Consider the following 26512-nt stretch of genomic DNA (forward strand, 5'->3'; position numbering starts at 1 on the left):
GGACGTGCAGCATTTATCCGTGGGACCGCTCGCTTACAGCAGCCATCCGTTGACCGGTCGCTTACAGCAGCCATCCGTTGACCGGTCGCTTACAGCAGCCATCCGTGTGACCGCTCGACGGACCGGATCACCTGCTGGAGCACGCCCAGCGGGCCGTGGCGAAGGGGGTGGGCGCCATGGACGAACCGGGAGTGTCAGTGGCACCCCTTAGGTTCATCCCATGAGTTCTTCCCTGAGTGTCTACCTGCTCGACGTGGCCGCGACGCGCGCCCTGGTCGGATCCCGTGACGATCAACTGCTGGAAGTGATCAGTGACCGCTTCGGGGACGACCTGGCGCGCGACGACGAGTACTTCAGCCACGAGATCGAGCAAGGCGCCCCCACGGCGTACGAGGCACTGCGCGCGGTCGTGCACGGCGGGCCCTTCAGCGACAACGAGGACCACGCCTTTCAGTACGGCTACGCCTACCGGCGCTTGTGCTCCCTCACGGGGTCGTTCCTGGACAACAGCAGCTTCACGCCGCATCGCGGGGACTGGCTGTCGGAGGTCGACCGGGGTCTGAAGGCTCTGGGCATCACCGCTGTCTCCGTGGAGGAGTTCGGCTACAGCGGTCTCCCCTCCCCTCTTCCCTACTCCTTCACGCCGGGCTGCGGTGAGTGGACGCCCTCTCAGATCGCGCAGGCGCTGGAACAGTTCGAGGCCACCAAGCGCGCGGTCGACGCGTCGGGCGAGGCCCCGCCCTTGGACTCGGAAGTCGTGGAGGCCGTCATGCAGTGCCTCGGCTGGATGAGGCACGCCCAGGAGCGACCTGGCTTCGGGGTCATCGGCTTCCGTTTCTGAGGCACCGGGGCGAAGAGCACCATCTGATGCCCGCGCTCAACTGCCATTGGTCCCAGTGGCACTGCACGTCAGGCGCCGACGCGACGCGGGATGGGCATCAACCCGGCACAGCACCGTCTGACCCTTTCGGGTGGTCTGGCGCCCAGCAGCGCAGGGGAGGACTTCCGGGACCGACCGCCGAACACCACGGCGACCGCACATTCACCCTGGAAGTCCCGATCCCCATGCCCTCCGGCACGCGCGTCACCGAGCCGCTCATCGCGGCGGCTGCGGCCCTGGCCTGCTGCCTCATGACCGGTTGCGACGTACCGCGCGCCCCAGACGCGGCGTCCTCAGCCGACGAACCCGACCCGACCGACGAGATCATCAAGGCAGCCACCCAGCACCTCACCGACGGGTGCCTGACACGGCTCGGCCTCACGCCGCCGAGCCCTCGCACCAGCGCGGCCCCGGGCAGCAAAGAGGAACAACAGCGCGTCGACGCAGCCTTGTTCGGCGCCGGCCCGACGGAGCTGTCCCTCGCCCTGCCCACCGGGTACGTCGTACGTGCTCACACCGATGGCTGTCTGGCCGCCGCCCAGCGGCGCCTGTACGGCGACCAACGCCGCTGGTTCGAGGCATCGGTGGTCGTCAACAACCTCGAACCCGAGGCCGCGCACACCCACCGCGACCTCGCGGAGATCCGCGCACGCCACCGCACCGAGATCGCCGACTGGCAACGGCTGCGCGCACGCGCCCTCTCCGAAGCGACCACCTTGCTCGACCGATGGCATCGCACGCCCGATCCGATGGGAGAACCACCCGCATGAAGCGCCTGACCACCGCTCTCGCCGCCGCCCTGCTCAGCGCCGGCACCGTCCTGGGCGGATCGGCCACAGCCGAGGCGGCCGACTGCCGCAGCGGCTACTTCTGCGTCTGGACCGACGCGAACTTCGACGGCCTCAAGATCGAGCACAGTGGCGACGACCACTGGTGGGAGGGCGACATGTCCAACTACGACTCCTCATGGGCCAACCACGGCATCTCCGGCCCCGGGGTCAAGGACCACGTCAAGGTGTACGACGGTCGGGAACTGCTCGGATCAGTGACCCTCTGCCTCGCCCCCGGCCAGGAGGTCGGCCACAACGCGAACGCCAACGACCGGGGCAGCTCACACACCTGGTCCAGCGGCTGCTGACACACCAGGGCTGACCACCGAGACTCATTTCGCTGACGAGCAGGGCCCGCGGGGCCCTGCTCACCTCCGACACCGCAATCGCGGACATCGCCGACGCCTGCGGCTTCGCCGATCAGGGCCACCTCACCCGCACCATGCGCCGCCACCCCGGCCTGCCCCCCCAGCGCCGCGCGTACGGATCGCACGCGACCAGCTACCCCTGGCAACGACGACAACCGCGCATTCGAAGCCTGAGCTGGTCCCCGGTGTTGTGGGGCCTGTCCGACCGCGTGGCACACGAGGCACACACACCTGGATTTGCGTCGCCGCCTTCGGCCCCTTCCGGCTCAGGCTTCTGTGACGCGGATGATCGTCTTGCCGGGGGTGCGCTTGTCCGGCGTGAACGCGGAGGCTGCTTCGGCGAGGGGGCGGACGGCGCCGATGATCGGCTTGAGGCGGCCGTCCCGCAGGCGCTGGGCGAGGTCGGCCAGCCGGGCCCGGTCGGGTTCGACGACGAAGAAGATCGCTCGTCCGTCGTGGGGGTGGACGGTGACCGGTTCGGCGATGGTGACAAGCGTGCCGCCGGGGCGGACCAGTGCGGTGGAACGTTCGAGGATCTCGCCGCCGATCACGTCGAACACCACGTCGACCTCGCCGGTGTCCTCCAGTTTCTCGGCCTGGAGGTCGATGAAGGTGTCCGCGCCCAGGCCGAGGGCGGTCTCGCGGTCGGCGGCCCGGCCGGTGGCGATGACCCGGGCGCCGGCCTCGCGGGCCAGTTGTACGGCGATGGAGCCGACGCCGCCTGCGGCGCCGTGGATGAGCACGCTCTGGCCGGTGGTCAGGTGGGCGTGGTCGAACAGGGCCTGCCAGGCGGTGAGGCCGGAGATCGGCAGTGCGGCGGCCGTGACGTGGTCGACGTCGGCCGGCAGCGGGGTGAGGTTGCGGGCCTCGACCGCGGTGTACTGGGCCAGCGAGCCGTTGCGGGTCCAGTCGGTCAGGCCGAACACGCGCTGCCCGACGGTCAGGCCGGTGGTGCCGTAGCCGAGCTCGGTGACCACGCCGGACAGCTCGTGGCCGGGCACGGACGGGGTACGGTCACGACCGGCCCGGTCGGTCCAGGTGCTGGGCCAGTCCAGCTCGCCGGGGGTGAATCCGGCGGCGTGGACCTCCACGATCACGTCGTTCTCGGCGGCGCGCGGGTGGGGTACCTCGGTGAGAGTCAGGCCGCTGACACCGGCGTCACGGTCTTTGACGGTGATGGCTTGCATGAGGGGTTCCTCTGCATCGGGGGACGTCCAGGGAGCGGGCATCGCGCCTGGGAGGCGCAGGCATCGGCGCATAGAAGCCGGCCGGCCGCCCGCCCGCCATGACCAGTCCCAGCGCCCGTACGCCCCGCTGCCGCAGACCGCTGCGGACACAGCACGGCAAACAGGAGCTGTCGTGATCACGCTTCCGACACTAGGAGGAAAGCAGCCCAAACATCTGGGCCACTTGCATTCACTTCCAGTGGGCCACTTACCCTCAGAGCTGCAGGTGTCGACGCTGGAGGCAGAAGCGGTCTGGGCGAGACCGCACGCCATGCCAAGCCGAAATGGTCAGCTCGACTTCTTGGCGAGTTCGGCGAGGAACTGCGGCATTCGGCCGGCGCCGAAGTCGTAGAACCGCGCCCACTGCGGCTCGAGCGCGATACGCGCCATCTGGTCGTACATGGCCCGGCAGTTCCGCTCGAACTCGGCCGCGTACTCGGCGCCGAAGTTCTTTCGAGCGGCCGCGAGGTATTCCGGCACCACGCCGTCGACGATGGTCAGGTGCACCACGCCGCGCACGGACAGCGCCTTGGCCGTGCCCGGGCTGTCGCCTGCGTCGATGGTCAGGGCGACCTCGGGACGGACGGACAGCGCCTTTACCTTGGGCGCTGTGGCCGCGGTGGACATGACGATCTCCTCGCCGGTCCAGAAGATGGCGATCGGGATGACACGCGGCAACCCGTCGAGTCCGTTGTATGCCAGCCGCGCCATGGACGCCTGGTCCAACAGCTCATGTGCGTCGGCCAGTTCCTGCTCGATCTGCCAGGGATCCATGATCGTCTTCCTTTACTGCGGCGCGGCCCTTCGCGGCCGCTCATGCCCCTGGGACGGAGCCGTCGAGCCGTTCTAGACACGGCACCGGAACACGGCGCTCGCCGCCCCCTGACACCGGGGCGATGGTCAGCCACCTCTTGGTGGTGCACCTCGCTGGTGGAAGACCACAACCTCACCACGGAACGGAACCGGGCATCGGCCGCGGTCCTTGGGCGAACAGCTGCTGGTACTGCTGGCGTAGCGGCGGAGGCAGGCACGGCTTCGGAGCCGGGTCAACCCAGCTGCCCGTGGGCGGCATTGAGGAAGCTGTTCATGGGTTCGCGCACGTGGTCCCACGCGGCTTGGGGCCCGCTGAGTTCCTCCCACAAGACGTGGTTCACCGCACCCGCGTAGTTCCATGCGAGTTGGTGGAGCTCCGGGCCGATGAGGACCAGGATCATCCGCTCGCAGATCCAGAGGCGTTCGATCAGGGCCCGCGCGGAGCTGAGCCACTCAGGCGTGCCGCCGGAGGTCCAGTCAGGTGCCTCGTAGCGGTCCTCGGCGAGGCGTATACCTTCCTGCGTGAGCTGGATGAATTCCCTTATCACGTCGAGTCGTTCGGCACGGCGCGCCTCGGCCAGTTGCGTGGCCTGGCGCTTGTCCTCAGTGCGGGCGGCCTGGCGGGCAGTGGTGAACTGGGCCAGATAGGACATGCCTCCGCCGAGTACGACACCGATCAACGACGCCCAGAGCTGATTCACCCGTTCACGTTAGCCGCAGGACTGTGTCGGACTCGGCACAGGACCGGTGATCTGGTGATGGCCAGGGTGGTGAACAGGTCCGGGACCCCAGGTACATCTCGGACGCTTCCCTGCCGTGGTGCGGCCAAAATCGAAGCAAGTTGCCCTGGAGCCTGCTGCGTCACGAAGCCCCATGGCTTCGGCAACGTGGGTTAGCCCCGTTCGACAGCAAGGTTCGGCGCCACTTGACGATCTGTTGGGCATGATCTGTCACTGTGATGTGGCCGCACCTGTGTGCTCGGGTGATGCCGGTCCTGCTGGGCATGGCGGTGATAATCGGGTCGCTCGCTGTCGTGCCCCGCTGATAGACAGTTGCGATGGAGGACGACGACTCGCACGTGTTCCAGGCAGGGCAGTCGGGGCTGATCGTGAGGATCCCGGAGGCGGAGCCTGCGGTGCGCGCATGGCGTGAGCGGCTCGACCCCTCGGCCCGTGCCGGAGTTCCGGCCCATGTCACCGTGCTCTTCCCGTTCCTCGATGCCAGCCGGATCGACCGAAGGGCCTGCGCCGCGATCGGCGAGGTGGTCGGCCGGCATCGGGCATTTCAGGCCCGGTTCGACCATTGCGGCCGGTTCCCCGGAGTGCTGTATCTCGCCCCCGATCCAGATACCCCCTTCAGGCGTCTCACCGAGGCGATGGCGGAGAGATGGCCGGAGAACCCGCCGTTCGGAGGGCAGTTCGACGACGTCGTCCCGCATCTGACGGTCGCCCAGGGCCAGGACGAGGCTCTCGTGCAGAAGGCCGAGGCCGATTTGCTCACCGCCCTTCCCATCGTCACGCAAGTCTCGACGGTCGACTTGCTGATCCACGATGGGACGCGTTGGCGGCAGCGGGCCTCTTTCCCGCTGGGACAGACCCGGTTGCGGTGATCGGTCAGCCGTTGCCCAGTTGGGTCGTGGAAGCGAGGAGCTCCACTCGCCCGTAACGGGCGCTGGTCGCGGGCGGCCGCAGCGGCGACGTCGGGAAACCGGGCCCGGATCGTGGGCAGCCGCAGCATCCGGCAGAAGGACAGGGCTGCCGCTGCTGGCCTCCGCTCCGCGCTCCCGGGGGTAGCGGGAATTTCGGGAGGACGGCTCCGAGCATCCCGGTCGCCGTCATGTGTGCGGGCGCAGCCGTAGCCGCGCCCGCACACCCGGGATCACGCCGTACCACCGGCAGTCGGCCGGCGGACACGGTGAATCAGGCACCAGCCTGAGCCGGAGAGTCACCGCCGCGCCGACAGGGTCCGTTCCGTACGGCCCGAAAAGACCGCCAGTGGCGAAGAACCATCCGCAGAAGTGCGGATCGTCACGACGAGGCTGCCCGTAGGTGCCGTCGCTCCTCCAACTCCTGTGCGCTCACCACGGTCAGAATCGGTGTACCAGGCGGAGCGAACATGGTGACCACCAACTGCGACTGCGCATCAGGGAGATGGTTGGCGCCCTGGTAGTGGATCACGTCGCCGCCGGGCTCGAACAGAGCGTCACCGGCCTTGAGCACCCGGGGTGCCTGCCCCTCGAGTTCGAAGAGGATCTCGCCCTCGGTGACGTAGCCGAAAACCGGCCCGGGGTGCCGGTGCGGCGGCGCACCGGGGTCGCCCGGCGCCAGAGTGACCCGGATCGTCCTGGCCTCCGCACCGTCCGGAATCCAGGCCGCAGCCTCAGACAGTGTCGCGACCACCTCGACACCCGGCGGCAACTGCACGTGGTCCGTACTCATCTCTCGCCTCCAAAACAGGGACTGTCCACAGCTACGACAAGACAGCCTCCCCGTCTGTGACAGCAGGGCCCGGCAGACCGGCGCGACAGACAGGTCATGACCTCTAGTCGCTCTTCAGGCGGTGGCCGCCCTGACACAAGGGTGTGCTGATGAGCAGCAGACGGCGCCTGTGATTGACCTTGCCGAGCCTCTCGCGGCCTCTGCGCAACGCACACGAACCTCACACTGCTGCAATTGGCCGCGCTGTTCGGGATGCCGAAGCCCGCAGCCGATCCTTGGGGACCCCATACCGCGCGCCCGCGCCGTCCGTGCACCTTGTGGCCACCATCGCCGACCCAGCCGTCCTTCGCCTGACCGGCTGAACTGCCGCGGGCATTGCTCCTCGTCGCCGTCGATCCGGCGCACGCGTCCCCGCTCGGCTGTCCGCACTTGCCCTGGTTCCGTGCCCGGTCATGTGGGTATCCCGCTCGGCGCATAGTGGCGCAAGTAGTCACGCTCCTGCGACGCGAGCCCGGACAGGTCATTCCCGTTGAGGGCATGCCAGAGGCGGTTCTCGATCCAGAACCGATAGGCGAACTCCTCGAACGAGGGCGCGCACCAGAGGATCGCGGCTGCCTGCTCCTCCGGATCGTCGAGGTTGCTCGCCGACTCTTCCCCGTCGCGCCGTGCCTCGTACTCGTATTCGTAGTCGAGAGAGGAATGCACGACGGATACCTCTCCCGACGGACGCAGGTAGAGGTACCAGATGACGCAGTCCTGTTGATCCCGCAGGAATCGCACGAGGAAGGCACCGGGCTCAACCGGACTGGGCAGGGGCTCTGAAATATTGGTCCAACAGCCGGTCGCCGAGACCTCATCCAATGAACTGTGCAGCTTCGAGTCGCTGTGGAAGGTGACGAAGTCCCCAGGCAGCGTCAAGCCCTCGGCCGCAAGGTTCTCTGCCAAGCGACTGAGCGCCGTGACCTTTCGGGGATCGGCTTCACTGGTTCCGCCGAGCCATTGAAAGGCGCCCCTGAACTCGGTGGAGTCGATCGGTGGCAGGCTCTCGCAGGGGTAGTGCTCATAGGTGTAGCGGCAGGGCCGGTATTCACCCAGGTCGGTGGCACACCAAGCGGAGTCGAAGTCCATTGAGGACGCGTCAGACCCTGATCGTTCACTGGACATGGGCCCCCCATTGATCACCGTGAGCGGAGTTGTCGGCGCCAGCATCGCACCGCCCACTGACACTCCCTACGACAGGTGCACAGGCGGGGTCCGCCTGCTGAGGCCGACGTCTCAAGCCCACACCGCCCTGACCACTGCGTGGCCTGCTGTGGCCGCCCGCCCGTAGAACTCTTGGAGGCCCCTGTGATGGTCGAGGAACTCCTGCCTGACCTGTGCCTCGTCCGAGCCGGCCCCTACGAACTTGGCGCCGACGACGTGCCACAACTCGTCGAACGAGACACGTGCGAGGAAGCCTGCGGCCTGTGACACCCCAGGCGGCTCCAGAATCCCGAGGGGAGGGTTGGAGGGGTCGGCATCGGCGCTGTGTGCCACTGGCCGCCCGCCGTAGATCGGCAGCTCCCAAGAGCCGTCGGCAGCCGCATCGAGGACTTCGGTAGCGGCATAGAGGTCATGGACTGACCCCCAGACCTTGTCGATCGACTCGGCAATGCCCGCTGCGTACTCGTCGGGGTGGTTCTCCCAGGCCTCCCACATGAACGCTGCGAGCCAGGTGTGGTCGTCCCGGATCTCGGATTCCGCGACGGCGCGCATGTGCATGTGGATGCTCACGGCGACGAGTCCTCCCCGTTCGGTGGGCCCGCCTGTCGGGCCGAACGGAGAGAACCTACTCGTCGGCACTGACAGCGCGATGCCCGGCTCTGCGAGCGGCGAACCGCTCCCTGGGCTTCGTGGACCGCGACCTCGGCAAGCTTGGCGCGGAGCGCTGCGTCGAAGGCGTTGACGGGCCGGCCAGGTGACGGCCTGGTCCGGCCCGTCCGGCTACCTCTAGAGGTCGAGTTGGTGCTGGTGTGTCGTGTGTGTAGGCGTGTAGCCGAGGCCGTCGTTGATGTGTCTCATGTGGGTGTTGCTGTCGGCGGTGTCGGTCAGGAGGCCGGCGAGGTCCGGATGGTCCCTGCTGGCCCGGCGGATCGATTCGGCCTTCATCCAGCGGCCGAGGTCGTGTCCGCGGTGTTCGGGCAGTACGCCGGTGCCGTAGTGCTGGCCGTCGCCCGTGCCGCTGCCGGGGATGACCAGTTCGGTGAATCCGGCGATGGAGCCGTCGGAGGTGTCGATGGCGACGACGGTGTGCAGCAGGTCGCCGCGCTGTTCGACGGCCTTGGCAGCGGCTCGGACCCGGTCCACGTCCCAGGTCACGGTGCCGTAGTCGGTGTCGTCCATGGGCATGTCGTCCATGGCACGGCGTGAGGCGGCGAAGGTGTGGGCGAGGTCGTCGGGAACGGTTCCCTGCCAGTGCGCCAGCCTGTACCCGGGATGTGGCTGCTCGATGATCTCGGTGAGGGCGTCGGTGTCGACGCCGGCCAGGGACAGGCGGACGTACCGCAGCGTGAGGACCTTGCGGAAACCGCGCGCCGTCAGGAAGCCGTCGCCGGGCGAGCCGGCCTCGCTCTGGGCCACGACACAGCGCCGCGTGTTGTCCCGAGCGGCGGCCACCGCAGCATCGAGGAGTCGGGAGCCGACACCCTTGCGTCGCTCCGTGGGATGGACGTGCACGGTCAGTTCGGCCAGGTGCTGCTGTCCGGGATCCGTGAACAGCCGCAGGAAGGCCGTCCCCAGCGGGATGGAAGCGGCGTCGGACGCCAGCCAGACAAGGGACCGGCTGCGTGGTCCGTGCTCGGGGTCGGTCAGAGGGGTGATGCGAAGCGACAAGGTGTCTCCGTCGTGAGGAGGTGGGAAAGGTGACTACGCGCGCTCAACACCTGGGCACTCCTGCGCATGTGCTCCACACCTCCTCGTCGACAGCCCGTCCGGATCAAGGCGGACGGCTCGGAGAATCTAGTGGGCCCGTCCTTCCTCGGCAACGTATTTAGCGGCAGGCCAACGCGGGCGTGCGGTCACAGCCACGCGCTGAGGCCGTAATCAGCCGTGTCCCGCACGGGACCGCCTCACGCGAACAGCGTCCCTAGTTCCCTGCCGTAGTCCGCCAGAAGTCCCGCATGAGCGGCGTCGGCGTAGGGCTCGTCATTCCCACCTGCGTCAACAGGATCGAGATCGTTCCGGTGGTCGGGACGATGTGTGCCGTCGTGCCCGTGCCGCCGACCCAGCCGTAGCGGCCCGGCACGTTCCACGGGTCGGCCGGGGTGACGTCGACCTGGCCGCCGTAGCCCCAGCCCTGGCCCTCCAGGAACAGGGTGGCGTCGGCGCGCTGTTCGGCCGTGAGGTGGTTGGTGGTCATGCGGCTGACCGAGGTGGGGGTGAGCAGGCGCTGGCCGTTGCTCTCGCCGCCGTTCAGGAGCATGCGAGCGAAGGCCAGCCAGTCGTCGGCGGTGGAGACGAGGCCTCCGCCGCCCGAGTGGAAGCGCGGGACGCGGCTCCACAGCCCATCGGGTGTGTCGGTCAGTTCCGGAGCGCCGTCCGGGGTCGGGGCGTAGAGCGAGGTGAAGCGGTGCCGCTTCGACTCGGGTACCGAGAAGGCCGTGTCCTGCATGCCGAGCGGTTCGAAGATCCGTTCCGCGAGGAAGTCGGGGAAGGTGCGGCCCGAGGCACGGGCGACCAGGATCCCCTGCAGGTCGGACGAAGTGCCGTACAGCCATGCGTCTCCCGGCTGGTGAAGCATCGGTACCTGGGCGAGGAGGCCGAGCCAGGTGTCCGCGTCGGGCCAGTCCTGGAGGGCGCGGCCGTCCTTCTGCACGGTGAACAGGGACTGCACCGCCGGGAGTGAGAAGTCGGAGGGAAAGCCCCAGCCGGTGCGGAAGCTGAGCAGGTCCTCGACGGTGATCGGACGGGCCGCGGGGACGACGTCGTCGACCGGGGCGTCCGGCGTGCGCACCACGCTCGGCTTCGCCAGCTCCGGCAGCCATTCCTCGACCGGTGACTCCAGAGCGAGGCGCCCCTCCTCCACCAGCATCAGCACCGCGGCCGACGTGATCGGCTTGGTGATGGACGCGATGCGGAAGATCGAGTCCCTGGCCATGGGCGCGGTGCCGTCGAGGTCCGCCGCGCCGACGGTCACGACCTCGACCTCGTCGTCGCGGGCCACGAGACCCACGGCGCCGGGCACCGTCCCGTCGTCGACGTACCGGTGCAGGGTGGCGTGCAGCGCGTTCATCGGGCGGCCTTCCGGTCGAGGGGGTCGTAGCGGGTACGACTGCCCGGGCGCCGGAAAGTCATCGGCCGACCCAGCGGTGGTAGGCGTCCATGTCGACGTTGCCGCCGCACACGATGGTGACGACGTGTCGGCCGGCGAAGCGGCCACGGTCTTCGAGGATCGCCGCGATTCCGAGTGCGGCGGATGGTTCGACGACGAGGCCCGCGTGCTCCAGGAGCATCCGCATGCCGGTGATGATCGACGCCTCCTGGACCAGTACGGCGTCGTCGGCGACCACGAGGAGGTCGTCCAGGACGGCCGGAATGGGGTATCGGCCGGCCACGCCGTCGGCGATGGTGTCGGTCGAGTCCGTGGTGACGATCCGTCGGCTGTGCCACGAGAGTGTCATCGCCGGTGCGCCCTGCGGTTGGACGCAGACGACCTCGACTTCGGGTGCCAAAGCCTTCATCACGTGCCCGACGCCGGTGGCCAGCGCCCCGCCGCCGAGAGCGATCAGCACCGTGTCGAAGGACGGCGCGGTGTCCACCAGCTCCAGCCCGATGGTGGCCGCGCCCTCGCAGGTCTCGATGTCCAAGCTGTCCTCGACCAGCCGCATGCCGTCGTGGCGAGCGATGGCCGCCGCCCGCTCGCGGGCCATCTCGTGGTCGCCGTCGACCAGTTCCAGCGTGGCGTCCAGTGCACGAATGCGGTCGAGCTTGGCCGCGGTCGCGAAGCGGGAGGCCACGACGGTGACGTCGAGCCCTCGGCCGCGGCCGGACCAGGCGAGGGCCTGGCCGAGGTTGCCGGCGCTGGCGCACACCACGGATTGCGGGCCCTTGGCGGCGTTGTTGGCGGTTTCGGCGTTGCCGGCGCTCCCGGCGCTCCCGACGCTCCCGACGCTCCCGACGCTCCCGACATTGTCGGCGAGCAGGTTAGCGACCACCTCGGTGCCGCGGCCCTTGAAACTGCGGACCGGATTCGCCGTTTCGAGCTTGATGCTCACCGCACAGCCGAGAACGGGCTCCAGCGCCTCGCAACGGTACAGCGGAGTGTCGAGAAAGACCGGGTCGATCAACCGGCGGGCGGCCCGGATCCGGGCAGTGTTCAGGCGCGTCTCCTGCACGACACAGCAGCCTAGCGCCGCCGGTACACGGGGTTCATGACGTCGGCCGGGGAAGCGTGATCCAGCCCACACCGCAGCCGCGATGACTTCGGCAGTCGGCATCGGTCGAATGATCGGCAGCACATCAACGCACAGGAACGAGGACACCCATGGCAGCCGAAGTGAAGGGTCCCGCCGCCTACTTCCCCTCGATCGAGAAGAAGTACGGCCGCCCGATCGCCGAATGGAAGGAGCTCATCCGGACGTCCCCGCTCACCAAGCACATGGAGCTCGTCGGCTGGCTCAAGTCGGAGCACGATCTCGGCCACGGCCACGCCAACGCCCTCGTCGCCCACACGCTCGCCGAGGACGCCGGCAAGTAGTCGCGCGGTGGGAGCCGCTGTCCGGCCGTCGTCAGACCCTCAGGGTTCCTGGCGGTCGCGAGAACGACGCGCCGTAGCGGATGCGAGGGGCAGCGGGCGGCCGCCGGCGGGCCCATAGGATCGCCCGCATGGCACTGCGAGTCGCTCACGTGAACATCAAGGCACTTGATGCCGCGGCGGTCGGCCGGTTCTGGGCGGAGGCGCTCGGCTGGAGCGCCTACAGCTCCGGCGTCACCACGTACGTCGGACCGGCCGGGGGCCTCGTATGGCCGGACCGGGTCTTCGTCGGCCTCGACGTCGTGCCCGTGCCGGAGCCCAAGACAGCCACGAAGAACCGTGTGCACCTCGATCTCGCCACGACGTCCTCGGCGCATCAGACGGAGCTCGTCGCGCGTTTGCAGGCTCTCGGCGCGACGCCCGTCGACGTGGGGCAGGGCGACGTGCCGTGGACCGTCCTCGCCGACCCCGAGGGCAACGAGTTCTGTGTGCTGGAGCCCCGGGAGGTCTACCGGGACACCGGGCCGATCGCAGCGATCGTGATCGACTGCGCGGACCCGCGGTCCATGGCCCGCTTCTGGAGCGAGGCCATGGACTGGTCCCTGCACGAAGTGAGCGACGATCAGGCGGCGTTGCGCTCCGCCGACGGCGTGGGGCCGTATCTGGAGTTCCTCCGCACGCCCGACGTGAAGACGGTGCCGGACCGCGTCCATCTCGACCTGCTGCCGTACCCCGGTGACGACAAGGCAGCGGAGGTGGCCCGGTTGCGGGCCCTGGGTGCGACGGACCTCGATCTCGGCCAGGGCGACGTTCCATGGACGTGCCTGAACGACCCGGAGGGTCACGAGTTCTGCGTCCTCGCCCCGTCCTGATGCGGAACCCTTCGAGCGTCAGCTCGCCTTGAGGGTGACAGCCGTTGCCCCGGCGGTGCGCTCGTGTGCGGCGCGGGCCGTTTCCAGCAGGCGCCGCCAGGAGCTGACCGTCGGCCGCCGTCGCAGCAGTGCTCGGCGTTCCCGTTCGGTCATGCCACCCCACACGCCGTACTCGATGCGCTCGTCCAAGGCATGGGCGAGGCACTCGGTTCGTACGCCGCAGCCGCCGCAGAGTGCCTTGGCTCGGTTTTGTGCCGCCCCTTCGACGAACAGGTCGTCAGGGTCGGCCGTCCGACACAGTCCACGTTCACTCCAGTCGGTGCCCGCCATCTGTGATGCCGTCCTCTCCCCTGGACTGGTGATGCCGGTTGCCTCTTTGCTGCAGGCAACCGGCATATGACAGTACGCCGTTCAGCGGCTTCTGCCGAGTCTGCCGTACGTTGTCACACCTTCGGGTGAGCAGTGCTTGCCTGGTGCACGCGGTAGCGCTATGGACGCATCTGCGCTGGCGGCACGGCCGAGTCCCGGTGAGGGAAGGGATAACGCTCGGCGTATGGCGCGTGGGCAGTCGCAACGAGAGCGGCTGGCCGATCAGGACGTCATGAGCCGCTCGTCCGGAGGCACCGACGGCCGGCGCGCCCTGACGGCGCGCTCGTTCCCGCTCCCGTTCGGCTGGTCAGGAGGGCCTGTCCCAGGCGAAGATGGTGGTCATGACGGATGAGGGCATCTCGATCGACTCCACCACGCCCAGTATCGCGCGTGTCTACGACTACCTGCTGGGCGGCAAGGACAACTACGCCGTGGACAGGGAGATCGGCGATGTGTTCAAACGGGACCTTCCCGGCTCGGTGGGAATTGCCTTCGCCAACCGCGCGGCGCTGACGCGGGCAGTGAGGGAGATCGTGACGACGACCGACGTGCGGCAGTTCATCGACCTGGGCAGCGGCCTGCCGACGGCCGACAACGTCCACCAGGTAGCGCAGCGCCACGCGCCGGAGTCCCGCATCGTCTACGTCGACATCGATCCCCAAGTGCTGGTCTACGGGCGCGCGTTGCTGGAGCAGAACGACCGGACCCGCGTCGTCGCAGCCGACGTACGCAATCCCGAGGGCGTCTACGAACACCCCGACACCCGAGAGCTGATCGACTTCGACCGGCCGGTGGCCGTGATGTTCAGCGCCATCCTTCACCACGTCAACGACGACGAGGACCCGGCACGGATCGTCCGCTACTGGCGCGACCGTGTGCCGTCCGGGAGTTGCTTCTTCGTCAGTCACTTCCGTTCCGGCGACAACGCGGAGACGCGGGAGGCCGAGAAGGTCCTGCAACAGACCTTCGGCCGCGGCCGGTGGCGCAGCGACGAGGAGATCGAGCACCTGCTGGACGGCCTGGAGATCCTCGACCCCGGCATCGTTCCCGCGCCCCTGTGGCGTCCTGAAGCGGTCGACAACCAGTGGGCCGACGCCGGCGAACGGGAACTCACCGTCTGGGAGCACCTCATCACGGCCGGGCTGGCCCGCAAGCCCTGACACGATCGAGAGACCGACGCGTTCGGGGGACCCCGGGCGCGGAAACCTCCGTCCGGCTTCCTCCGTTCAGTCGTGCGGAGCCTGCCCGCTCATCCGGTGTGAGGGTTCAGTCCCCCTTCCTGAAGACCAACACTTCGGTGGAGGCGACGCCCATGGGAGCAAGGAAGTCGGCCTCGAGGCTGCAGCCGAGTGTCGCGAAGAGGTCCACGCACATCCGGCGAGGCAGGGCCGCCGGGAAGGAGCCGTGCCCCTCGCCGCCCTTCGTCGCCCACGTACGCACCGTGGCCGGATCCAGGCAGGTCTCCGTCATCGCGTCGAAGACGATCCGGCCACCGGGTCGCACGACACGTGCCATCTCGAAGAAGTAGCGGGACGCGCAGAGAAAGGTCACCGTGTTGAAGACCTTGTGAGCCTGAACGAGGTCAACGCTTCCGTCGGGTGTCGGGGCGAGACTGCATCCTGCGGTCGGATGGGCCACTACGCCGAATGTGTCCACGAGGTAGTCGGCCCAGGGCGCCGCGGTCTCGTAGATCTCGTATCGGCCGGGTGAACACTCCTTCAGCGTCTTCTCCAGATAGCGTCCGGATCCGGGGCCGATCTCCAGCACCGTGTTCGGGGCGGCGGCGAAGACGCCCAGCGCGCGCAGTTCGTCGATGGTGGACTGGGTGGCACCTGGCGTCCCGTTCATGACCTCGTCGATGTAGTCACCGACCGACATATCGGCCGCCCGCGCGGCCCTCATCGTCGCCTCGAACGGGATGAAGTCGTCCACTCCACCCTGGATTCTGGTGCTGCGCACGATGTCGAATCCGGCACGTCCCAGGAGCCGCTTGGCCCCTGCCTTCAGTACGGACTTTCCCTTACCTGCTGCGTTCATCAGGCATTCCCCCCAGGGTCGTTGGATCGCGGACGAGCAGTCGTGGCAGCCGCATTCACTGTGCGAGGGTCAGCCCGCGCAAAACATGACGCAACGCCCGGCATGACCCCATTCCCCACGAGACCGGGCGCGTGCACGACGACGCCCATGATTCCTCGATACCGCACGTTCCAACACCAGTTGACTTCATTTGTCGGGAAATCTCCGTATCGGTGGATGTGGCAGGGCACCGACGTGCCCGATCACCGTCAGCCGATGACCACCGTGGTCGTCCGTGTCACCAGGGCCCGCCCCGGGTCCGTCTCGCACCGCCGGCCCACGTTCTCCGTCCTGGCTGTCGCGCGTCATCGGCGAGCGTGTTCTTTCAGACGGTCACCACCGCTGCGGCGGCGCACACCCGCGTGAGCACGGTGGGAATGCGCGCCCCTTCGCCCAATTCACCACGGCTCGCCCACCGTGGGTGGCGTACGCCATGTTGGCTGATCCTTATCCGGCCCTTACCCTTTGGGGCGACAAGGACGACGGCGCCACGGAAGTCCGGTGCAACTCCGGCACGGTCGCGCCACTGTGTGCCACCCCCTCCACCAGGGAGGTGGTGGTGAGTCAGACCCAATGCCGTCGTCGAGTGCTCCACACGATCGCGGGACGCGTTGTTCCCGAGGAGGTCTCGCCATGGCGCAGTCCACTGCCGCCCCTGCCCCCACGACCAAGGTCGCCGTCGCACCCCTGCCGCTGAAGGCGGTCGTCCCGTGGGCGGTGTTCTTCGGCGTGCTGATGCTGGTCCTGCTGTACTTCGTCGGCGCCGAACAGGGCGCCACGGCCGTCGTCTCCGGCGAGGGCGTGCACGAGTGGGTGCACGACGCCCGCCACCTGCTCGGCTTCCCCTGCCACTGAGACGGGCGGAACACCTGTGAATTCCGCCATCGTGCGTGCCCTTCTGGTGCGCGGCATGCTCGCCGGGCTGGGTGCGGGGATACCCGCCCTGCTCTTCGCCTATCTCGTCGGCGAAGGACCTGTGGACGCGGCGATCGCGTTCGAGTCCGCCCACTCCGCCCACTCCGGCGGGCACGCCGAGGAGGAGTTGGTCAGCCGGACGGTGCAGTCGACCGCCGGTCTGGCCACCGGAGTCCTGGTCTTCGGCGTCGCAGTCGGCGGTATCGCCGCCCTCGCCTTCTGCTTCGCCCTGGGCCGCATCGGCCGCTTCTCGGCCCGGGCCACCGCGGTCCTGACCGCACTGGCCGCATTCCTGCTGGCGTACCTGGTCCCGATGCTGAAGTACCCGGCCAGCCCACCGGCGGTCGGCAACCCTGACACCATCGGCAAGCGCACCGCGTTGTTCTTCCTGATGATCGTGCTCACCGTACTGCTGGGCGTGGCGGCCATCCTGCTCGGCCGCCGCCTCGCCCCGCAGTTGGGCAACTGGAACGCCTCCGTCACCGCCGGCCTGGCGTTCGTGGCGGCGGTGACCGTGGCCATGGTGTTCCTGCCGTCCGGGGACAACATCCCGCACGGCTTCCCCGCCACCGACCTGTGGGAGTTCCGGCTCGCGGCGCTCGGCGTACAGGCGGTGCTGTGGACCGGGTTCGGCCTGCTCTTCGGACACCTGGCCGAACGCGTCCTGGAGCCGCAGACGGCGGAACGCCGTGAGTCGGTGCCGGTCGCCTGACCCGCACGAAGCAATGACGGGACCCGCCGGGGGCGCGACCGGCGGGTCCCGTCGTTCATCCGCCAGCCGGGTTCCGTCACCCGGGCACCCGAACCGGCGGAGGCGTCAGATGTCCGGCCCGGTGCAGCCGCACCACCAGCCCCGCGCAGACGAATCCCGTGACGGCCAGCACCGCCCACGGGAGCCACCGCACTCCGGTGTCGAACAGCGCCCCGACCGCCAGGTTCCCCAACGAGATCGCGATGCCGGAAGCGGTGTTGCAGGCGCCGTAGTGCGTCGCGACGAGACGGTCGCCGGACAGCCGTACGACGGTGTCCATCTCGAAGGGGTAGAGCAGCGCCCCGCCCCACGCGAGAAGCGCGGCACACAGCGTCAGGGCGCCCACGCCGGCCACAGTGCCGTACGAGCCGGGCAGCAGCGGCAGGAAGGCCGCGCCCATGAGCGCCAGGCCGTACGCGATCGCCTGCGGCCCGGACAGCTGCCGCTTCGCCCATGCGGTGAGTTTCAGCTGCCCCGACAGGGCCGCGGCCGCGGAGACGGAGAAGATCACGCCGGTCACCAACCCGGTCTGCGCACCGAAGAGTTCACGCGCCTTCAGCGGCAGCGCGAGGTAGACCTGGAAGGCCAGGAGGTACGAGCCGCTCATCGCGGCGGCGAAGAGGAGGAAGGGCCGGTTGGACGCGACGGTGCGCCAGTCGGCGGCGACCGCCCGCCACGCCGGCTCGGTGCCGCGGGCGACCGGCGGGCGTGCGGGCAGGGCGCGGGCCTGGAGGACGGCCAGCGCGCCGAAGATGAGTCCGGCGACCGCACAGACGGCGCTGAAGTCCCAGGCCAGCAGGGCGAGTCCGGCGAGCGGGCCGACCAGGATGCCCGCCTGGTAGAAGACGTTGAACGCGGCGAACGCTTCCACCCGCCGCCCCTCCCCCGCCTCCGCCGCGAGATACGCGCGCACGGCGGGGTTGAACAGCGCACCCGCCAGGCCCGTCAGCGCCGAGGCCACGATCAGCACCGGCAGGCTGCCCGCCAGCGCGAGCAGCCCGAAGGCGACCGTCCGCAGGGCGCACCCCGCCAGGATCATCGGCTTGCAGCCGTAGCGGTCGGCAAGTGTTCCGCCGACGAGGAACATGCCCTGTTGGGAGAGGTTGCGCACGCCCAGCACCAGCCCGACGGCCCAGGCAGCGAGGCCCAGGCCGTGGGCGAGGTGGTCGGCGAGGTAGGGCATCAGCATGTAGAAGCCGAGGTTGATGGCGAACTGGTTCACCATCAGCAGCCGGGCGGGCCGGTCGAAGGACGTCAGCTGGGCTCGCAGCCGCCTCATCGGACGACCTCCTTGGCCGCCTCGCGCCCCAGCGGATCGCGGACCTGGCTGCACCGGGTCCAGCTGGTGACGACGCATTCGTCCTGTTCGGCGATCTCGTCGGGTTCCGTCGGCGGTTCAAGGCCGAGGATCCCGTGCTCCCGGCACCAGGAGTCGTTGTAGACGGTCTCCAGGTAACGGTGCGGCCCGTCGGGGAAGACCGCGGCGATCCGCGTGCCGGCCGGGTACGTCCGGGCCGCCCACCCGGCCACCATCGCGACCGCCCCGACGCTCCAGCCGCCGGACGCGTAGTACCGGCGGGCCAGTTGCCGGCAGACCCACACCGCCTCGGCCGGCGCCACCCAGTGGACCTCGGCGAAGGCGCCGTAGTGGACGTTGGAGGGGTGGATGCTGGAGCCCAGGCCCCGCATGAGGCGTGGCCCGGCGGGCTGACCGAAGATGGTCGAGCCCACCGTGTCGACGCCGATCAGCTTCAGCTCGGGGCAGTGCTCACGCAGTCCCGCCGCGATGCCGGCCGAGTGCCCCCCGGTGCCCACCGCGGCCACCAGGACGTCGATACGGCCCAGTTGGGCGAGGAGTTCGGCGGCCAGTGGGAGGTAGGACGCCGAATTGTCGGGGTTGTGGTACTGGTCGGGGCAGTACGCGCCCGGGGTGCGGGCCAGCAGTTCGGCCACCCGCTCCCGGCGGGCCTCCTGCCAACCACCCTCCGGATGCGGTGCGGTGACCGCATCGACCTGTGCGCCGAGTGCGGTGAGCATCCGCACCATCGACGCCTCCATGCCGGGGTCCGTGACGACGGTGACCGGATGGCCGTACGTCAGTCCGGCCAGGGCCAGTCCGAGGCCGAGGGTGCCGCTGGAGGACTCGACGATCGGCGCACCGGGCGCCAGTTCACCGCGGCGCCGCGCTTCTCGGACCATGTGCAGGCCGGGGCGGTCCTTGATACCGCCCGGGTTGGCCCCTTCGAGCTTGGCGTGGAAGCCACGCCCTGGCGGGGCGAACGGCTCGTCGATCCACAGGACAGGGGTGTTGCCCACCAGATGGGAGGGCCGGCGGGCGAGAAGGGGGACGGGGGCGGCCGCGCCGGCGGACACGAGGGATTCGAGCAGGGAGAGGTGCATGGACGTACGGCTCCTTCGCGCCCGCTGGTCGGGCGGGCGCGGTGCAGGCGGTGCAGGGACGCGTGAGCACGCCGAAGGCCGGTCCGTCGCCGTCGCGGCGTGGACTCGGTGGGGCGTGCGCGTCGTGCCTACTGGCGCCAGACGCAGTGCCGCACGCCGGCGGATCGACCGCCACCTGGGGAGGGACCACCCTCTGCGGGGGCGGCTCTGTCGGCCGACGCGCTCATGACCGGGCGTTCGGCCGCCGGCTCGACGAGCTGTGGTGCCCGGACCGGATGGTCGGACGTGTCCCGGACGCGGTCCACCGCGTGTTCCACGGTGTCCTCGAGGATGTTGTGATCCTGGCCGCGTCCGTGGCCCTGACCGTGGCCGCCATGGTCGGCCCCGAGTGCCGTCGGCTCCGTGGCTGCCGGTGCGGCCATCGCAGTCGTGAAGAGCGGCTGGTGGGGGCCGATGAAGCCCGGCCCGTGGAGGGCGCCCAGCAGGTGGGATCCCACCAGCAGGATCAGACCGATGAGAAGGAGTGACGGCGCGGTACGCCGCTGGATGCGGCTGCCGACCATCGCATGGATCACGCACACAACGTAGTGGATCAGTAACGTACGATCGCTATTCGACGCGGTGCAGTTCGCGCCTCCGTCCCCGACTCAGAGTCTCTGGACACCCCAGAAGGCGGCGTCCAACAGAACAGGCGTCGCCGTCGCCACGACGCGCCCACGGGCTCATGCTCCACCGCTGCCCGGGGGTGGGACCCCGTATCGTGCGGAGGAGGGGCCCTACGGGAGCGGGAAAAGTCCGACAGCCGCGAACGCATCGGCCTCGCTGCACACGCACACCACCACGGCCAGGACGGCAAGCAGCAGCACCGACGGCCGTCGCGAAACGACGTACACGAGGGTGCGCACGGCGAGCCGTACCCTATCGACGACGGAGCCCGACCGGCTCCCCCCGTATTCCCGCTTCTCCACGCCCCTCGTTCCCCACCCTCGGCGCCACTCCGTTGGCCTGGTGGCGGATGCGCGCCCCGCCTGCCTGGGCCGGCACTTGTGTCGGGCCTGACCGCTCAGGGGCAGTCGCAGGACCATGCGTAGGCGACAAGTCCGGCTGCCACGGCGAACGTGGCAGCCGCCGCGCCGGCCAGTCGCCCACGCTTTCCTGGCCGGGAGGGACGAAAGAACTCCCAGGCGCCATAACCCAGGAAGGCCAGCGAGGGACCACCCACAGCCATGGTGACCAGCGAGTTGCGCTCCCATCCCCAGATGAACGCCAGAGCCAGCCCCAGCACAGCGACGCAGGCGAGCAGCGTCAGCACTGCCTCTCCGACAAGCTCCTCCACGAGTTCTTTCAAGAACGAGCCGACACCGCGGATCACACGAACCACACGGCTCCGAGCCACAGGCACACCCACACGCCCCCCAAGGGCCAGTCGCGATGGAACGGACCTTACGAAGTCCCGTTCCGTCGGTAAAGAACGATCAAGGACATCTGTGCGGGAACATGAGCCATGACGACGCGATGGCTTCACGAACGACGGGCAGCGAAGTGACGCCGTCAGAAGCGAGGAAATGCCCCGCTCCGGGGACTACCTGTGCGGAGACTCCGAGCAGGTCGGCAAGGCGGTCGGTGTGACCAGGCGGTACGTACGGGTCTGCGTCTGACCGGATGATCGTGAGTCGATCGATGTGGTCGCTGAGTCCGTCACATCGCAGCCGTGTCCGATGTGGGCGTTCAGGTGCGGGAGCGCGGGCAGTTGGTCGACGAAGCCGGACACCAGCACGAGGGTGCCAAGGCGCCATGGGCTCGGCAGGGAGCCCAGATGGCGCAGCACGGTAAGGCAGCCCAGGCTGTGCGCGACCACCATCGAGTGCTCGTCAAGCGTGCCCAGTTCGGTGCGTACGACGTCCAACCACCGTCCGGGATCTGGGGCTTGTGGAGTCGGAAGGGCCGGGATCGTGGTCGGGATGCCGTCCGCTCGGAGCTGCTCGGCCAGCCAGCCGAACCAGTGGTCCTCGGGGGTCGCTCCGTAGCCGTGGATGATCGAGGCGCGCTGCTGGGTTGTTCCAGGTGTGACGCCGCAGGCTTGGGAGCCTCGGCCATCCAGCGGTATCTTGACTGCGCTCGCGCCGGCGATCACGGCATTTCGCTGGAGATGTGCCCCGATCTGCGGGCTGAGCTGAATTCCCTGGCCGGGCGCCTGAAGGCCAGGCAGGACGAACTCCGCCAGACGCAGCGGCGATTGAGTGAGCTCGCATCAGTCGGCTGAGGTGTGTCTGCGATGTCACGGCTCGCCACACCGAGTGCCCTGGCCTCACCGATTGACGGCATGACATTTCAGCATGGCCTGGGCATCCCATGCGCACTCTCCCTCACGAAACGTCGAGGCGCGTTCTCAGGTCAAACCCGTGCCCAGCAGCTCGACGCGATGCGAAGTCGTTCGGGTGCTCACTCCGAGGATGCCGAAGATGAGATCGCGGCCCATCGTCGCGCCCACCAGCGTATTGACGGGGCCGAACGAGGCGGCCATCGGTGTGACCGCGGCTCCGGCCGTGGCCCTTGCCTGTTGGCGTGACGTGATGAAGGCCGGGACATCGGCGGGCCGGATCAGCGGGCCACTCGACCCTACTCGGAGGCCGCAGCCTCCCGTGATCATCGACGCTCCGCGCTCAAGACAGGCTTGAGCGCACAGTTCCGGCAGGGATGCGGGACGGTCGGCCGCGACCACGAGGAAGCCGCCTTCGCGCAGGTATGGCACCAACGCCTCGCTGGTCGTGATGGTTTCCATGACAGCGGTCGGCTCCGCTTCGGGGAGGCGCTCACGCACCCACTCGCGGGCCACATCGACCTTTGCCCGTCCGACGTCACAACGCCGGTAGAGATACTGGCGGTTCAGGTTCTCCAGCGCGACCCGGTCGCCGTCCACGAGCGTGAGTCCGCCGACGCCCGCACCCACGATCTCAGCCAGCACCGCGCCGCCGATGCCGCCGACGCCGAGCACGGTCACGTGTGCCGCGCGCAGCCGATCCTGTGCCGCGCCGGCGTCCAGGCCCAGGGCAGCGAAGTACTCGACCTGGTTCCTCCAGGCGGACGAGTGCCACGAACGGTCGAACGGTGCGACTACGAGGCGACGCCGAAGCAGCGTACGCACGATGGCGTCCACTGTGCCTCCGCTCGGCGCCGGGAGGCCGGCCGGCTCGTCGGTGACCGCTTCGAGCCATGCGAACATCGATTCGGGGCAGCGTCGGACCAGCAGTACCTCGTCGGAGAAGACGCGCAGCTCGTCGCCGTCGCGGGACCAGGTCGCGGCGGGCGAGAGAACGTAGCGGTCGCTTCCGTCAGCCATCCCTGGCCTTCCTTCGTAGCGAGATCACCGTTGGGGAAGATCATGAGGAATCGGCGGTCCAGCTGAACCGGGGGAAGCGCACGGCGCCCATCGGTGGCCAGGGCAGACCTGCCAGTGCCTCGCGTTGCAGCCAGTGGCCCCGCAGACGCAGGAGCGGCAGGACCGGACACTGCTCGCGGACCGCTCGACGCAGCTCGTCGTACGCCGCATCGTCGTCCGGGACTTCGGACAGCCGGTGCAGCAGCGGCGCGAGGACGGGGTCACGGCGCGCCGGGTCGAGCAGGTCCAGAGCACAGATCGGATCCTCGAAGAGCGGGCCCCGCAGCGCGAGGAGCACGTCGCAGGACTGCGCCGAGCCCGAGACGAAGTCGGTGGGTGTCAGCTCGACCTCGACGCCGAGGTTCTCGGTCAGCTGGGCCGCCACTTCTTCGGCCACGTCCCGGTTGGGGTAGTAGTCCCAGTACCCCAGGCGCAGCCGTACGCCGGAGTCGGCTGTGCTGGGCGGTGCCTCGACGTGGTGGTCGGGCGCTGCCGACTCCACACCGTTCCAGCACCGTGCGACGAGGCGGTCGTAACGGATCGCGCCGAGGAGCCGGCGACGGAATGCCGCGTCGCCCACCGCTGACGGGCTGTCAGGGTTGAACTCCAGAAGCATCTCGATCGCGGTCGGTGCCGTGTGGAACACCTGACTGTCCGCGAAGTCCGGGACGCGGTCGAGCGGAAACGCCGTCGAGCACGTCACATCGACCTCACCCCGCCGGAACCTCTCCGGGGCGTCGTGCGGATCGCGGCGGACGAGCACCCGCACAGGTGGCGTGCCGGCCCTGACGGGTTCGAGCCAGTACTCGTCATCGGCGGTGCGCACGGCACGCTCGTACGGACCGGACGACAGTTGCCCGCACGACGAGATGGGAGCGAGATCGACGCTCCGCAGCAGGCTGGGAAGGTGCGGCGCCTGGCGGCGGAGCTCGATGACGAGAGCGTCCTTCGATGTGCGGACCGCGCGGATGTCGCGCAGGAACCGCTGGAGCGACGGAACGGTGAGCGCGGTCTTGATCGCCCGGGCGTGATCGCGCGCACGCACCGGGCTCCCGTCGGAGAAGGACGCGCCCTGCTGGACGCGGTAGTGCTGGCTCAGCCCGTCGTCCTCGATCCACATGAGGTCGAGCCGGCTGCGTTGGCTCGCCGCGGCGAACCAGCGGCTCAGGTAGTCGCCTCCCGTGGGCCCGTGCCATCGAATCGGGTCGTCGTCCACCTCGACGACTACGGGGCGTGTCACGGTCACGTGGTCACGAGGGTGCTGTCGGCCACCGGAGGAGTCCGTCCGGGGGCGTCCGGCGAGGCGTCGATCTGCGCGCACAGCCCTGCCACCGCCGTCGCGACCTCACGCAACCGCCCTGGGGCGATGTTCGCGAGGAGAGCTTCGCGTTCCTCCCGCCCGCGTGGCATGAGGGCCTTGAACACCTTGGCCTGCGCCGGCGTCAGGCGGAGAGTCGACACCTCCGCCTCACTCGCGCGGTACACGACCACGACGGTCGGACGGTTCAGCTCCGGTTTCCAGGTGATGTCGCGCGGGTCGGAAATCATCGTGACGACGTCGACATCGAAGTCCGTGATCAGGAAGTGCGGCTTCTCCTCCACGGTGGCGGGCCGCCGGTATACGTTGACGAGCTCCTCCTCGACCTCGTCCCCCCGGAACTCCGCGAGCATCGAGTCGTAGGCGAACAGGGCCCTGGCGGCCTGCGCCGGCGCGCCCTCCAGGTGCGCCAGAATCTCAGCGAGCGCTTCCTCGATGGGCATTGAGGCCCGTTCGAGCAGTGCGTCGATGAGTTCGACGTACGTGTGTCCTGCACCTTGCTTGAGGAATCTCAGCAGGTGGTAATAGCGGCGCGTGAAGTAGCGCGAAAGGCGCAACACGTCCTGGTAGTACTCGTACTCCCGGTTCCCGCTGCGAATGAAGTTGAATCCGGTGAAGGTCGCCAGTTCGTCCTTGATGAGCGCGCGGACGTCCGACGGCAGGAAGGTGCCCATGACGTCGAGTCCGCTTTCGAGCGGTTCGAGATCGGCCCGGTACTCGTCCGTGATCTCAGCGCCGGGAAGCGGCTGAAGCACACTGAGGTCACTGTTGACGGCTCCGTAGGCGATCGCGTCGAAGACGACCTCCAGCGCCTTCTCGAGGTCGTCGGCGCTTTCGTCCGGGTATCCCACGATCGTGTTCGTCTCGAACTGGATTCCGACTTCCTGGGCGGACCGGAAGAACTCGTAGGTCCGCTTCGTCGAGGGCATCTTCAGCATGGCTTTGAGGATCTTCTCCGACCCCGCGTCCGTGCCGCAGAAGATGTTGAAGCATCCCGCGTCGGCCATGCGCCGCAGAAGGGACGGATTGACGTTGTCCGGTCGGACCGCGCATCCCCACTCGAACATGTCGTTGTGTTCGGAGAAGTAGGACACGAACTCGTCAAGGTACGTGCGCTTGTTGGCGAAGTTGTCGTGCAGGAAGTTGAACTGGGTCACCCCGTACGTGCGGTGCAGGAAGCGCAGCTCATCGAGGATGACCGCGGGATCCTTGATCCGGAAGTCGCGGTCCCAGAACGTCGACGTCATGCAGAACTTGCACGAGTAGGTGCACCCGGAGCCGATGTGCACGTCGAAGATGTGCGGGGTCGACAGCCGGATGTAGTCGCCCATCGGGACGGCGTCGTACGCGGGCATCGGCACGAGGTTCAGGTTCGTGGTCGGCTGGGGCCCGCTGGAGACGACCTGGCCGTTCCTGCACGACCAGAAGCCGCGCACCTCGGCGGGATCAGCCCCGTCGGCGATGGCGTCCGCGAGGGCGGTGATCGCGAGTTCTCCCTCGCCGCGGCACACGAAGTCGACGCAGTCGGCGAAGCGCGGGAGGGCATCGGGGAAGACCCCGAACGTCCCGGGTCCACCGAGAACCACCGTGACATCGGGCCGGCGCCGCTTGACCTCACGCCCGATGAGAAGGCATGTCGGCAGGGTGTCCGCGAGACAGGTGAGGCCGAGAATGTCCGGATCGTCGGCGAGGAAGCGAGCGCAGGTCTGGTCGAGCCAGTCGGCATCACTGGGCTCGAAGGCACCGATCCGGTGCTCGTACTCCAGGTCGACGACGACGGCGGGATGACGGTGTGCCGTCAGTGGTGAGGCAATGCAGAGCAGTCCGAGAGGAACAAAGAAGGGAGAATTGACATCGGAATTGATCAGGGGCCGGCCGAGTGTCACGCGAGCATGCCGCGTGGACGTTCGAACCGACACCTGGCCCTCCCCAGAAAACGAGAGGGCCAGTCGTTTCTGAGTCGGCATCAGATGCGATCAGCAGCGCCGCGCAACGATGGCACCCAAAGTAGCCGATGACAGGGCGATCAACTCGACGTCGTCGTCGAGGTCGAGACCTTCCTCGTCGGTGAAGAGCACCATGTCCGGCTCCGCCTCGTCCATCGCGGTCACCGAACGCTCCGTCACTGCCTGCGCCATTTTTGACC

Annotated in this window: 30 protein-coding genes; 9 read left to right on the top strand and 21 right to left on the bottom strand. The window is 68.7% G+C overall.

Annotation, left to right across the window (positions count from 1 at the left end):
* Positions 1 to 220 precede the first annotated feature (220 nt).
* From ACGFW6_RS07360 to ACGFW6_RS07370, 3 genes are all read left to right on the top strand, one after another.
* Positions 221 to 841, top strand: coding sequence for a hypothetical protein (locus ACGFW6_RS07360; protein ID WP_393505621.1), 621 nt, complete (start codon positions 221 to 223; stop codon positions 839 to 841).
* 224 nt (positions 842 to 1065) lie between these two features.
* A complete protein-coding gene (locus ACGFW6_RS07365; RefSeq protein ID WP_393505623.1) occupies positions 1066 to 1650 on the top strand; it encodes a hypothetical protein in 585 nt (194 codons plus the stop codon).
* On the top strand, positions 1647 to 2018 hold the full coding sequence (locus ACGFW6_RS07370) for a peptidase inhibitor family I36 protein (protein ID WP_393505625.1): 372 nt from the start codon (positions 1647 to 1649) through the stop codon (positions 2016 to 2018). The genes ACGFW6_RS07365 and ACGFW6_RS07370 overlap by 4 nt, the downstream gene beginning before the upstream one ends.
* A gap of 326 nt (positions 2019 to 2344) precedes the next feature.
* Here ACGFW6_RS07370 and ACGFW6_RS07375 read toward each other — a convergent pair whose 3' ends face one another.
* From ACGFW6_RS07375 to ACGFW6_RS07385, 3 genes are all read right to left on the bottom strand, one after another.
* Positions 2345 to 3265 carry an NADP-dependent oxidoreductase gene (locus ACGFW6_RS07375; RefSeq protein ID WP_393505627.1) on the bottom strand — a complete coding sequence of 307 codons (921 nt, stop codon included), beginning with the start codon at positions 3263 to 3265 and terminating at the stop codon, positions 2345 to 2347.
* A 327-nt stretch (positions 3266 to 3592) separates the two neighbouring features.
* Positions 3593 to 4078, bottom strand: a complete 486-nt coding sequence (locus ACGFW6_RS07380) for a pyridoxamine 5'-phosphate oxidase family protein (RefSeq protein ID WP_393505629.1) — start codon at positions 4076 to 4078, stop codon at positions 3593 to 3595.
* Between the two features lie 272 nt (positions 4079 to 4350).
* Positions 4351 to 4818 carry a hypothetical protein gene (locus ACGFW6_RS07385; protein WP_393505630.1) on the bottom strand — a complete coding sequence of 156 codons (468 nt, stop codon included), beginning with the start codon at positions 4816 to 4818 and terminating at the stop codon, positions 4351 to 4353.
* Positions 4819 to 5174: 356 nt separating this feature from the next.
* Between ACGFW6_RS07385 and ACGFW6_RS07390 the strand changes: the two genes are divergently transcribed.
* Positions 5175 to 5726 (top strand): 2'-5' RNA ligase family protein, encoded by a 552-nt coding sequence (locus tag ACGFW6_RS07390; protein ID WP_393505632.1) that lies wholly within the window; start codon positions 5175 to 5177, stop codon positions 5724 to 5726.
* 418 nt (positions 5727 to 6144) lie between these two features.
* Here the strand turns inward: ACGFW6_RS07390 and ACGFW6_RS07395 are convergent, their stop codons facing one another.
* From ACGFW6_RS07395 to ACGFW6_RS07420, 6 genes are all read right to left on the bottom strand, one after another.
* On the bottom strand, positions 6145 to 6555 hold the full coding sequence (locus ACGFW6_RS07395; RefSeq protein WP_393505633.1) for a cupin domain-containing protein: 411 nt from the start codon (positions 6553 to 6555) through the stop codon (positions 6145 to 6147).
* A gap of 450 nt (positions 6556 to 7005) precedes the next feature.
* The gene (locus ACGFW6_RS07400; RefSeq protein ID WP_393505635.1) at positions 7006 to 7683 is read right to left on the bottom strand and encodes a hypothetical protein; all 678 of its coding nucleotides are present in this window, start codon (positions 7681 to 7683) and stop codon (positions 7006 to 7008) included.
* Positions 7684 to 7830: 147 nt separating this feature from the next.
* A complete protein-coding gene (locus tag ACGFW6_RS07405) occupies positions 7831 to 8328 on the bottom strand; it encodes a DUF1877 family protein (protein WP_393505637.1) in 498 nt (165 codons plus the stop codon).
* Between the two features lie 216 nt (positions 8329 to 8544).
* Positions 8545 to 9426: a GNAT family N-acetyltransferase gene (locus tag ACGFW6_RS07410; RefSeq protein ID WP_393505639.1), complete on the bottom strand. Its 882-nt coding sequence runs from the start codon at positions 9424 to 9426 to the stop codon at positions 8545 to 8547.
* Positions 9427 to 9679: 253 nt separating this feature from the next.
* Complete coding sequence (locus ACGFW6_RS07415) at positions 9680 to 10825, bottom strand: serine hydrolase domain-containing protein (RefSeq protein ID WP_393505641.1); 1146 nt, start codon at positions 10823 to 10825, stop codon at positions 9680 to 9682.
* 58 nt (positions 10826 to 10883) lie between these two features.
* Positions 10884 to 11927: a threonine/serine dehydratase gene (locus ACGFW6_RS07420; protein WP_393505643.1), complete on the bottom strand. Its 1044-nt coding sequence runs from the start codon at positions 11925 to 11927 to the stop codon at positions 10884 to 10886.
* A 149-nt stretch (positions 11928 to 12076) separates the two neighbouring features.
* On the opposite strand from ACGFW6_RS07420, the gene ACGFW6_RS07425 reads away from it, so the two are divergent.
* Positions 12077 to 12289, top strand: a complete 213-nt coding sequence (locus ACGFW6_RS07425) for a DUF4287 domain-containing protein (RefSeq protein ID WP_393505645.1) — start codon at positions 12077 to 12079, stop codon at positions 12287 to 12289.
* Positions 12290 to 12417: 128 nt separating this feature from the next.
* The gene (locus ACGFW6_RS07430; RefSeq protein ID WP_393505647.1) at positions 12418 to 13158 is read left to right on the top strand and encodes a VOC family protein; all 741 of its coding nucleotides are present in this window, start codon (positions 12418 to 12420) and stop codon (positions 13156 to 13158) included.
* Between the two features lie 18 nt (positions 13159 to 13176).
* Here the strand turns inward: ACGFW6_RS07430 and ACGFW6_RS07435 are convergent, their stop codons facing one another.
* The gene (locus tag ACGFW6_RS07435) at positions 13177 to 13488 is read right to left on the bottom strand and encodes a WhiB family transcriptional regulator (RefSeq protein ID WP_393505649.1); all 312 of its coding nucleotides are present in this window, start codon (positions 13486 to 13488) and stop codon (positions 13177 to 13179) included.
* A 380-nt stretch (positions 13489 to 13868) separates the two neighbouring features.
* Here ACGFW6_RS07435 and ACGFW6_RS07440 point away from each other — a divergent pair, with 380 nt between their 5' ends.
* The gene (locus ACGFW6_RS07440; RefSeq protein WP_393505651.1) at positions 13869 to 14687 is read left to right on the top strand and encodes an SAM-dependent methyltransferase; all 819 of its coding nucleotides are present in this window, start codon (positions 13869 to 13871) and stop codon (positions 14685 to 14687) included.
* Between the two features lie 106 nt (positions 14688 to 14793).
* On the opposite strand, the gene ACGFW6_RS07445 is transcribed toward ACGFW6_RS07440, so the two are convergent.
* Positions 14794 to 15564 (bottom strand): methyltransferase domain-containing protein, encoded by a 771-nt coding sequence (locus ACGFW6_RS07445; protein ID WP_393505653.1) that lies wholly within the window; start codon positions 15562 to 15564, stop codon positions 14794 to 14796.
* 672 nt (positions 15565 to 16236) lie between these two features.
* Between ACGFW6_RS07445 and ACGFW6_RS07450 the strand changes: the two genes are divergently transcribed.
* Both ACGFW6_RS07450 and ACGFW6_RS07455 read left to right on the top strand, forming a co-directional pair.
* Entirely contained in the window at positions 16237 to 16458 is a 222-nt protein-coding gene (locus ACGFW6_RS07450; protein WP_030953008.1) for a CbtB-domain containing protein, read from the top strand.
* A 16-nt stretch (positions 16459 to 16474) separates the two neighbouring features.
* Positions 16475 to 17230 (top strand): CbtA family protein, encoded by a 756-nt coding sequence (locus ACGFW6_RS07455; RefSeq protein ID WP_393505655.1) that lies wholly within the window; start codon positions 16475 to 16477, stop codon positions 17228 to 17230.
* Positions 17231 to 17306: 76 nt separating this feature from the next.
* Here the strand turns inward: ACGFW6_RS07455 and ACGFW6_RS07460 are convergent, their stop codons facing one another.
* The 10 genes from ACGFW6_RS07460 to ACGFW6_RS07505 all read right to left on the bottom strand — a co-directional run bounded on the left by ACGFW6_RS07460 (position 17307) and on the right by ACGFW6_RS07505 (position 26504).
* Complete coding sequence (locus tag ACGFW6_RS07460; protein ID WP_393505657.1) at positions 17307 to 18548, bottom strand: MFS transporter; 1242 nt, start codon at positions 18546 to 18548, stop codon at positions 17307 to 17309.
* Positions 18545 to 19669, bottom strand: a complete 1125-nt coding sequence (locus ACGFW6_RS07465; RefSeq protein WP_393505659.1) for a PLP-dependent cysteine synthase family protein — start codon at positions 19667 to 19669, stop codon at positions 18545 to 18547. The genes ACGFW6_RS07460 and ACGFW6_RS07465 overlap by 4 nt, the downstream gene beginning before the upstream one ends.
* Positions 19670 to 19797: 128 nt before the next feature.
* A complete protein-coding gene (locus tag ACGFW6_RS07470; RefSeq protein ID WP_393505661.1) occupies positions 19798 to 20244 on the bottom strand; it encodes a hypothetical protein in 447 nt (148 codons plus the stop codon).
* Between the two features lie 488 nt (positions 20245 to 20732).
* Positions 20733 to 21050, bottom strand: coding sequence for a hypothetical protein (locus ACGFW6_RS07475; RefSeq protein ID WP_393505663.1), 318 nt, complete (start codon positions 21048 to 21050; stop codon positions 20733 to 20735).
* Positions 21051 to 21144: 94 nt separating this feature from the next.
* Entirely contained in the window at positions 21145 to 21351 is a 207-nt protein-coding gene (locus ACGFW6_RS07480) for an alpha/beta hydrolase (RefSeq protein WP_393506951.1), read from the bottom strand.
* Positions 21252 to 21803: an RBBP9/YdeN family alpha/beta hydrolase gene (locus ACGFW6_RS07485; protein ID WP_393505664.1), complete on the bottom strand. Its 552-nt coding sequence runs from the start codon at positions 21801 to 21803 to the stop codon at positions 21252 to 21254. The genes ACGFW6_RS07480 and ACGFW6_RS07485 overlap by 100 nt, the downstream gene beginning before the upstream one ends.
* A 255-nt stretch (positions 21804 to 22058) precedes the next feature.
* Positions 22059 to 23009 carry a ThiF family adenylyltransferase gene (locus ACGFW6_RS07490; RefSeq protein WP_393505666.1) on the bottom strand — a complete coding sequence of 317 codons (951 nt, stop codon included), beginning with the start codon at positions 23007 to 23009 and terminating at the stop codon, positions 22059 to 22061.
* Between the two features lie 40 nt (positions 23010 to 23049).
* The gene (locus tag ACGFW6_RS07495; protein WP_393505668.1) at positions 23050 to 24288 is read right to left on the bottom strand and encodes an ABC transporter substrate-binding protein; all 1239 of its coding nucleotides are present in this window, start codon (positions 24286 to 24288) and stop codon (positions 23050 to 23052) included.
* A 2-nt stretch (positions 24289 to 24290) separates the two neighbouring features.
* Complete coding sequence (locus ACGFW6_RS07500) at positions 24291 to 26252, bottom strand: B12-binding domain-containing radical SAM protein (protein ID WP_393505670.1); 1962 nt, start codon at positions 26250 to 26252, stop codon at positions 24291 to 24293.
* A gap of 90 nt (positions 26253 to 26342) precedes the next feature.
* Positions 26343 to 26504 (bottom strand): hypothetical protein, encoded by a 162-nt coding sequence (locus ACGFW6_RS07505; protein ID WP_227293201.1) that lies wholly within the window; start codon positions 26502 to 26504, stop codon positions 26343 to 26345.
* Positions 26505 to 26512 lie beyond the last annotated feature (8 nt).

Origin of the sequence: Streptomyces sp. Y7 (assembly GCF_043195415.1) — a bacterium.
Taxonomy (GTDB): Bacteria; Actinomycetota; Actinomycetes; order Streptomycetales; family Streptomycetaceae; genus Streptomyces.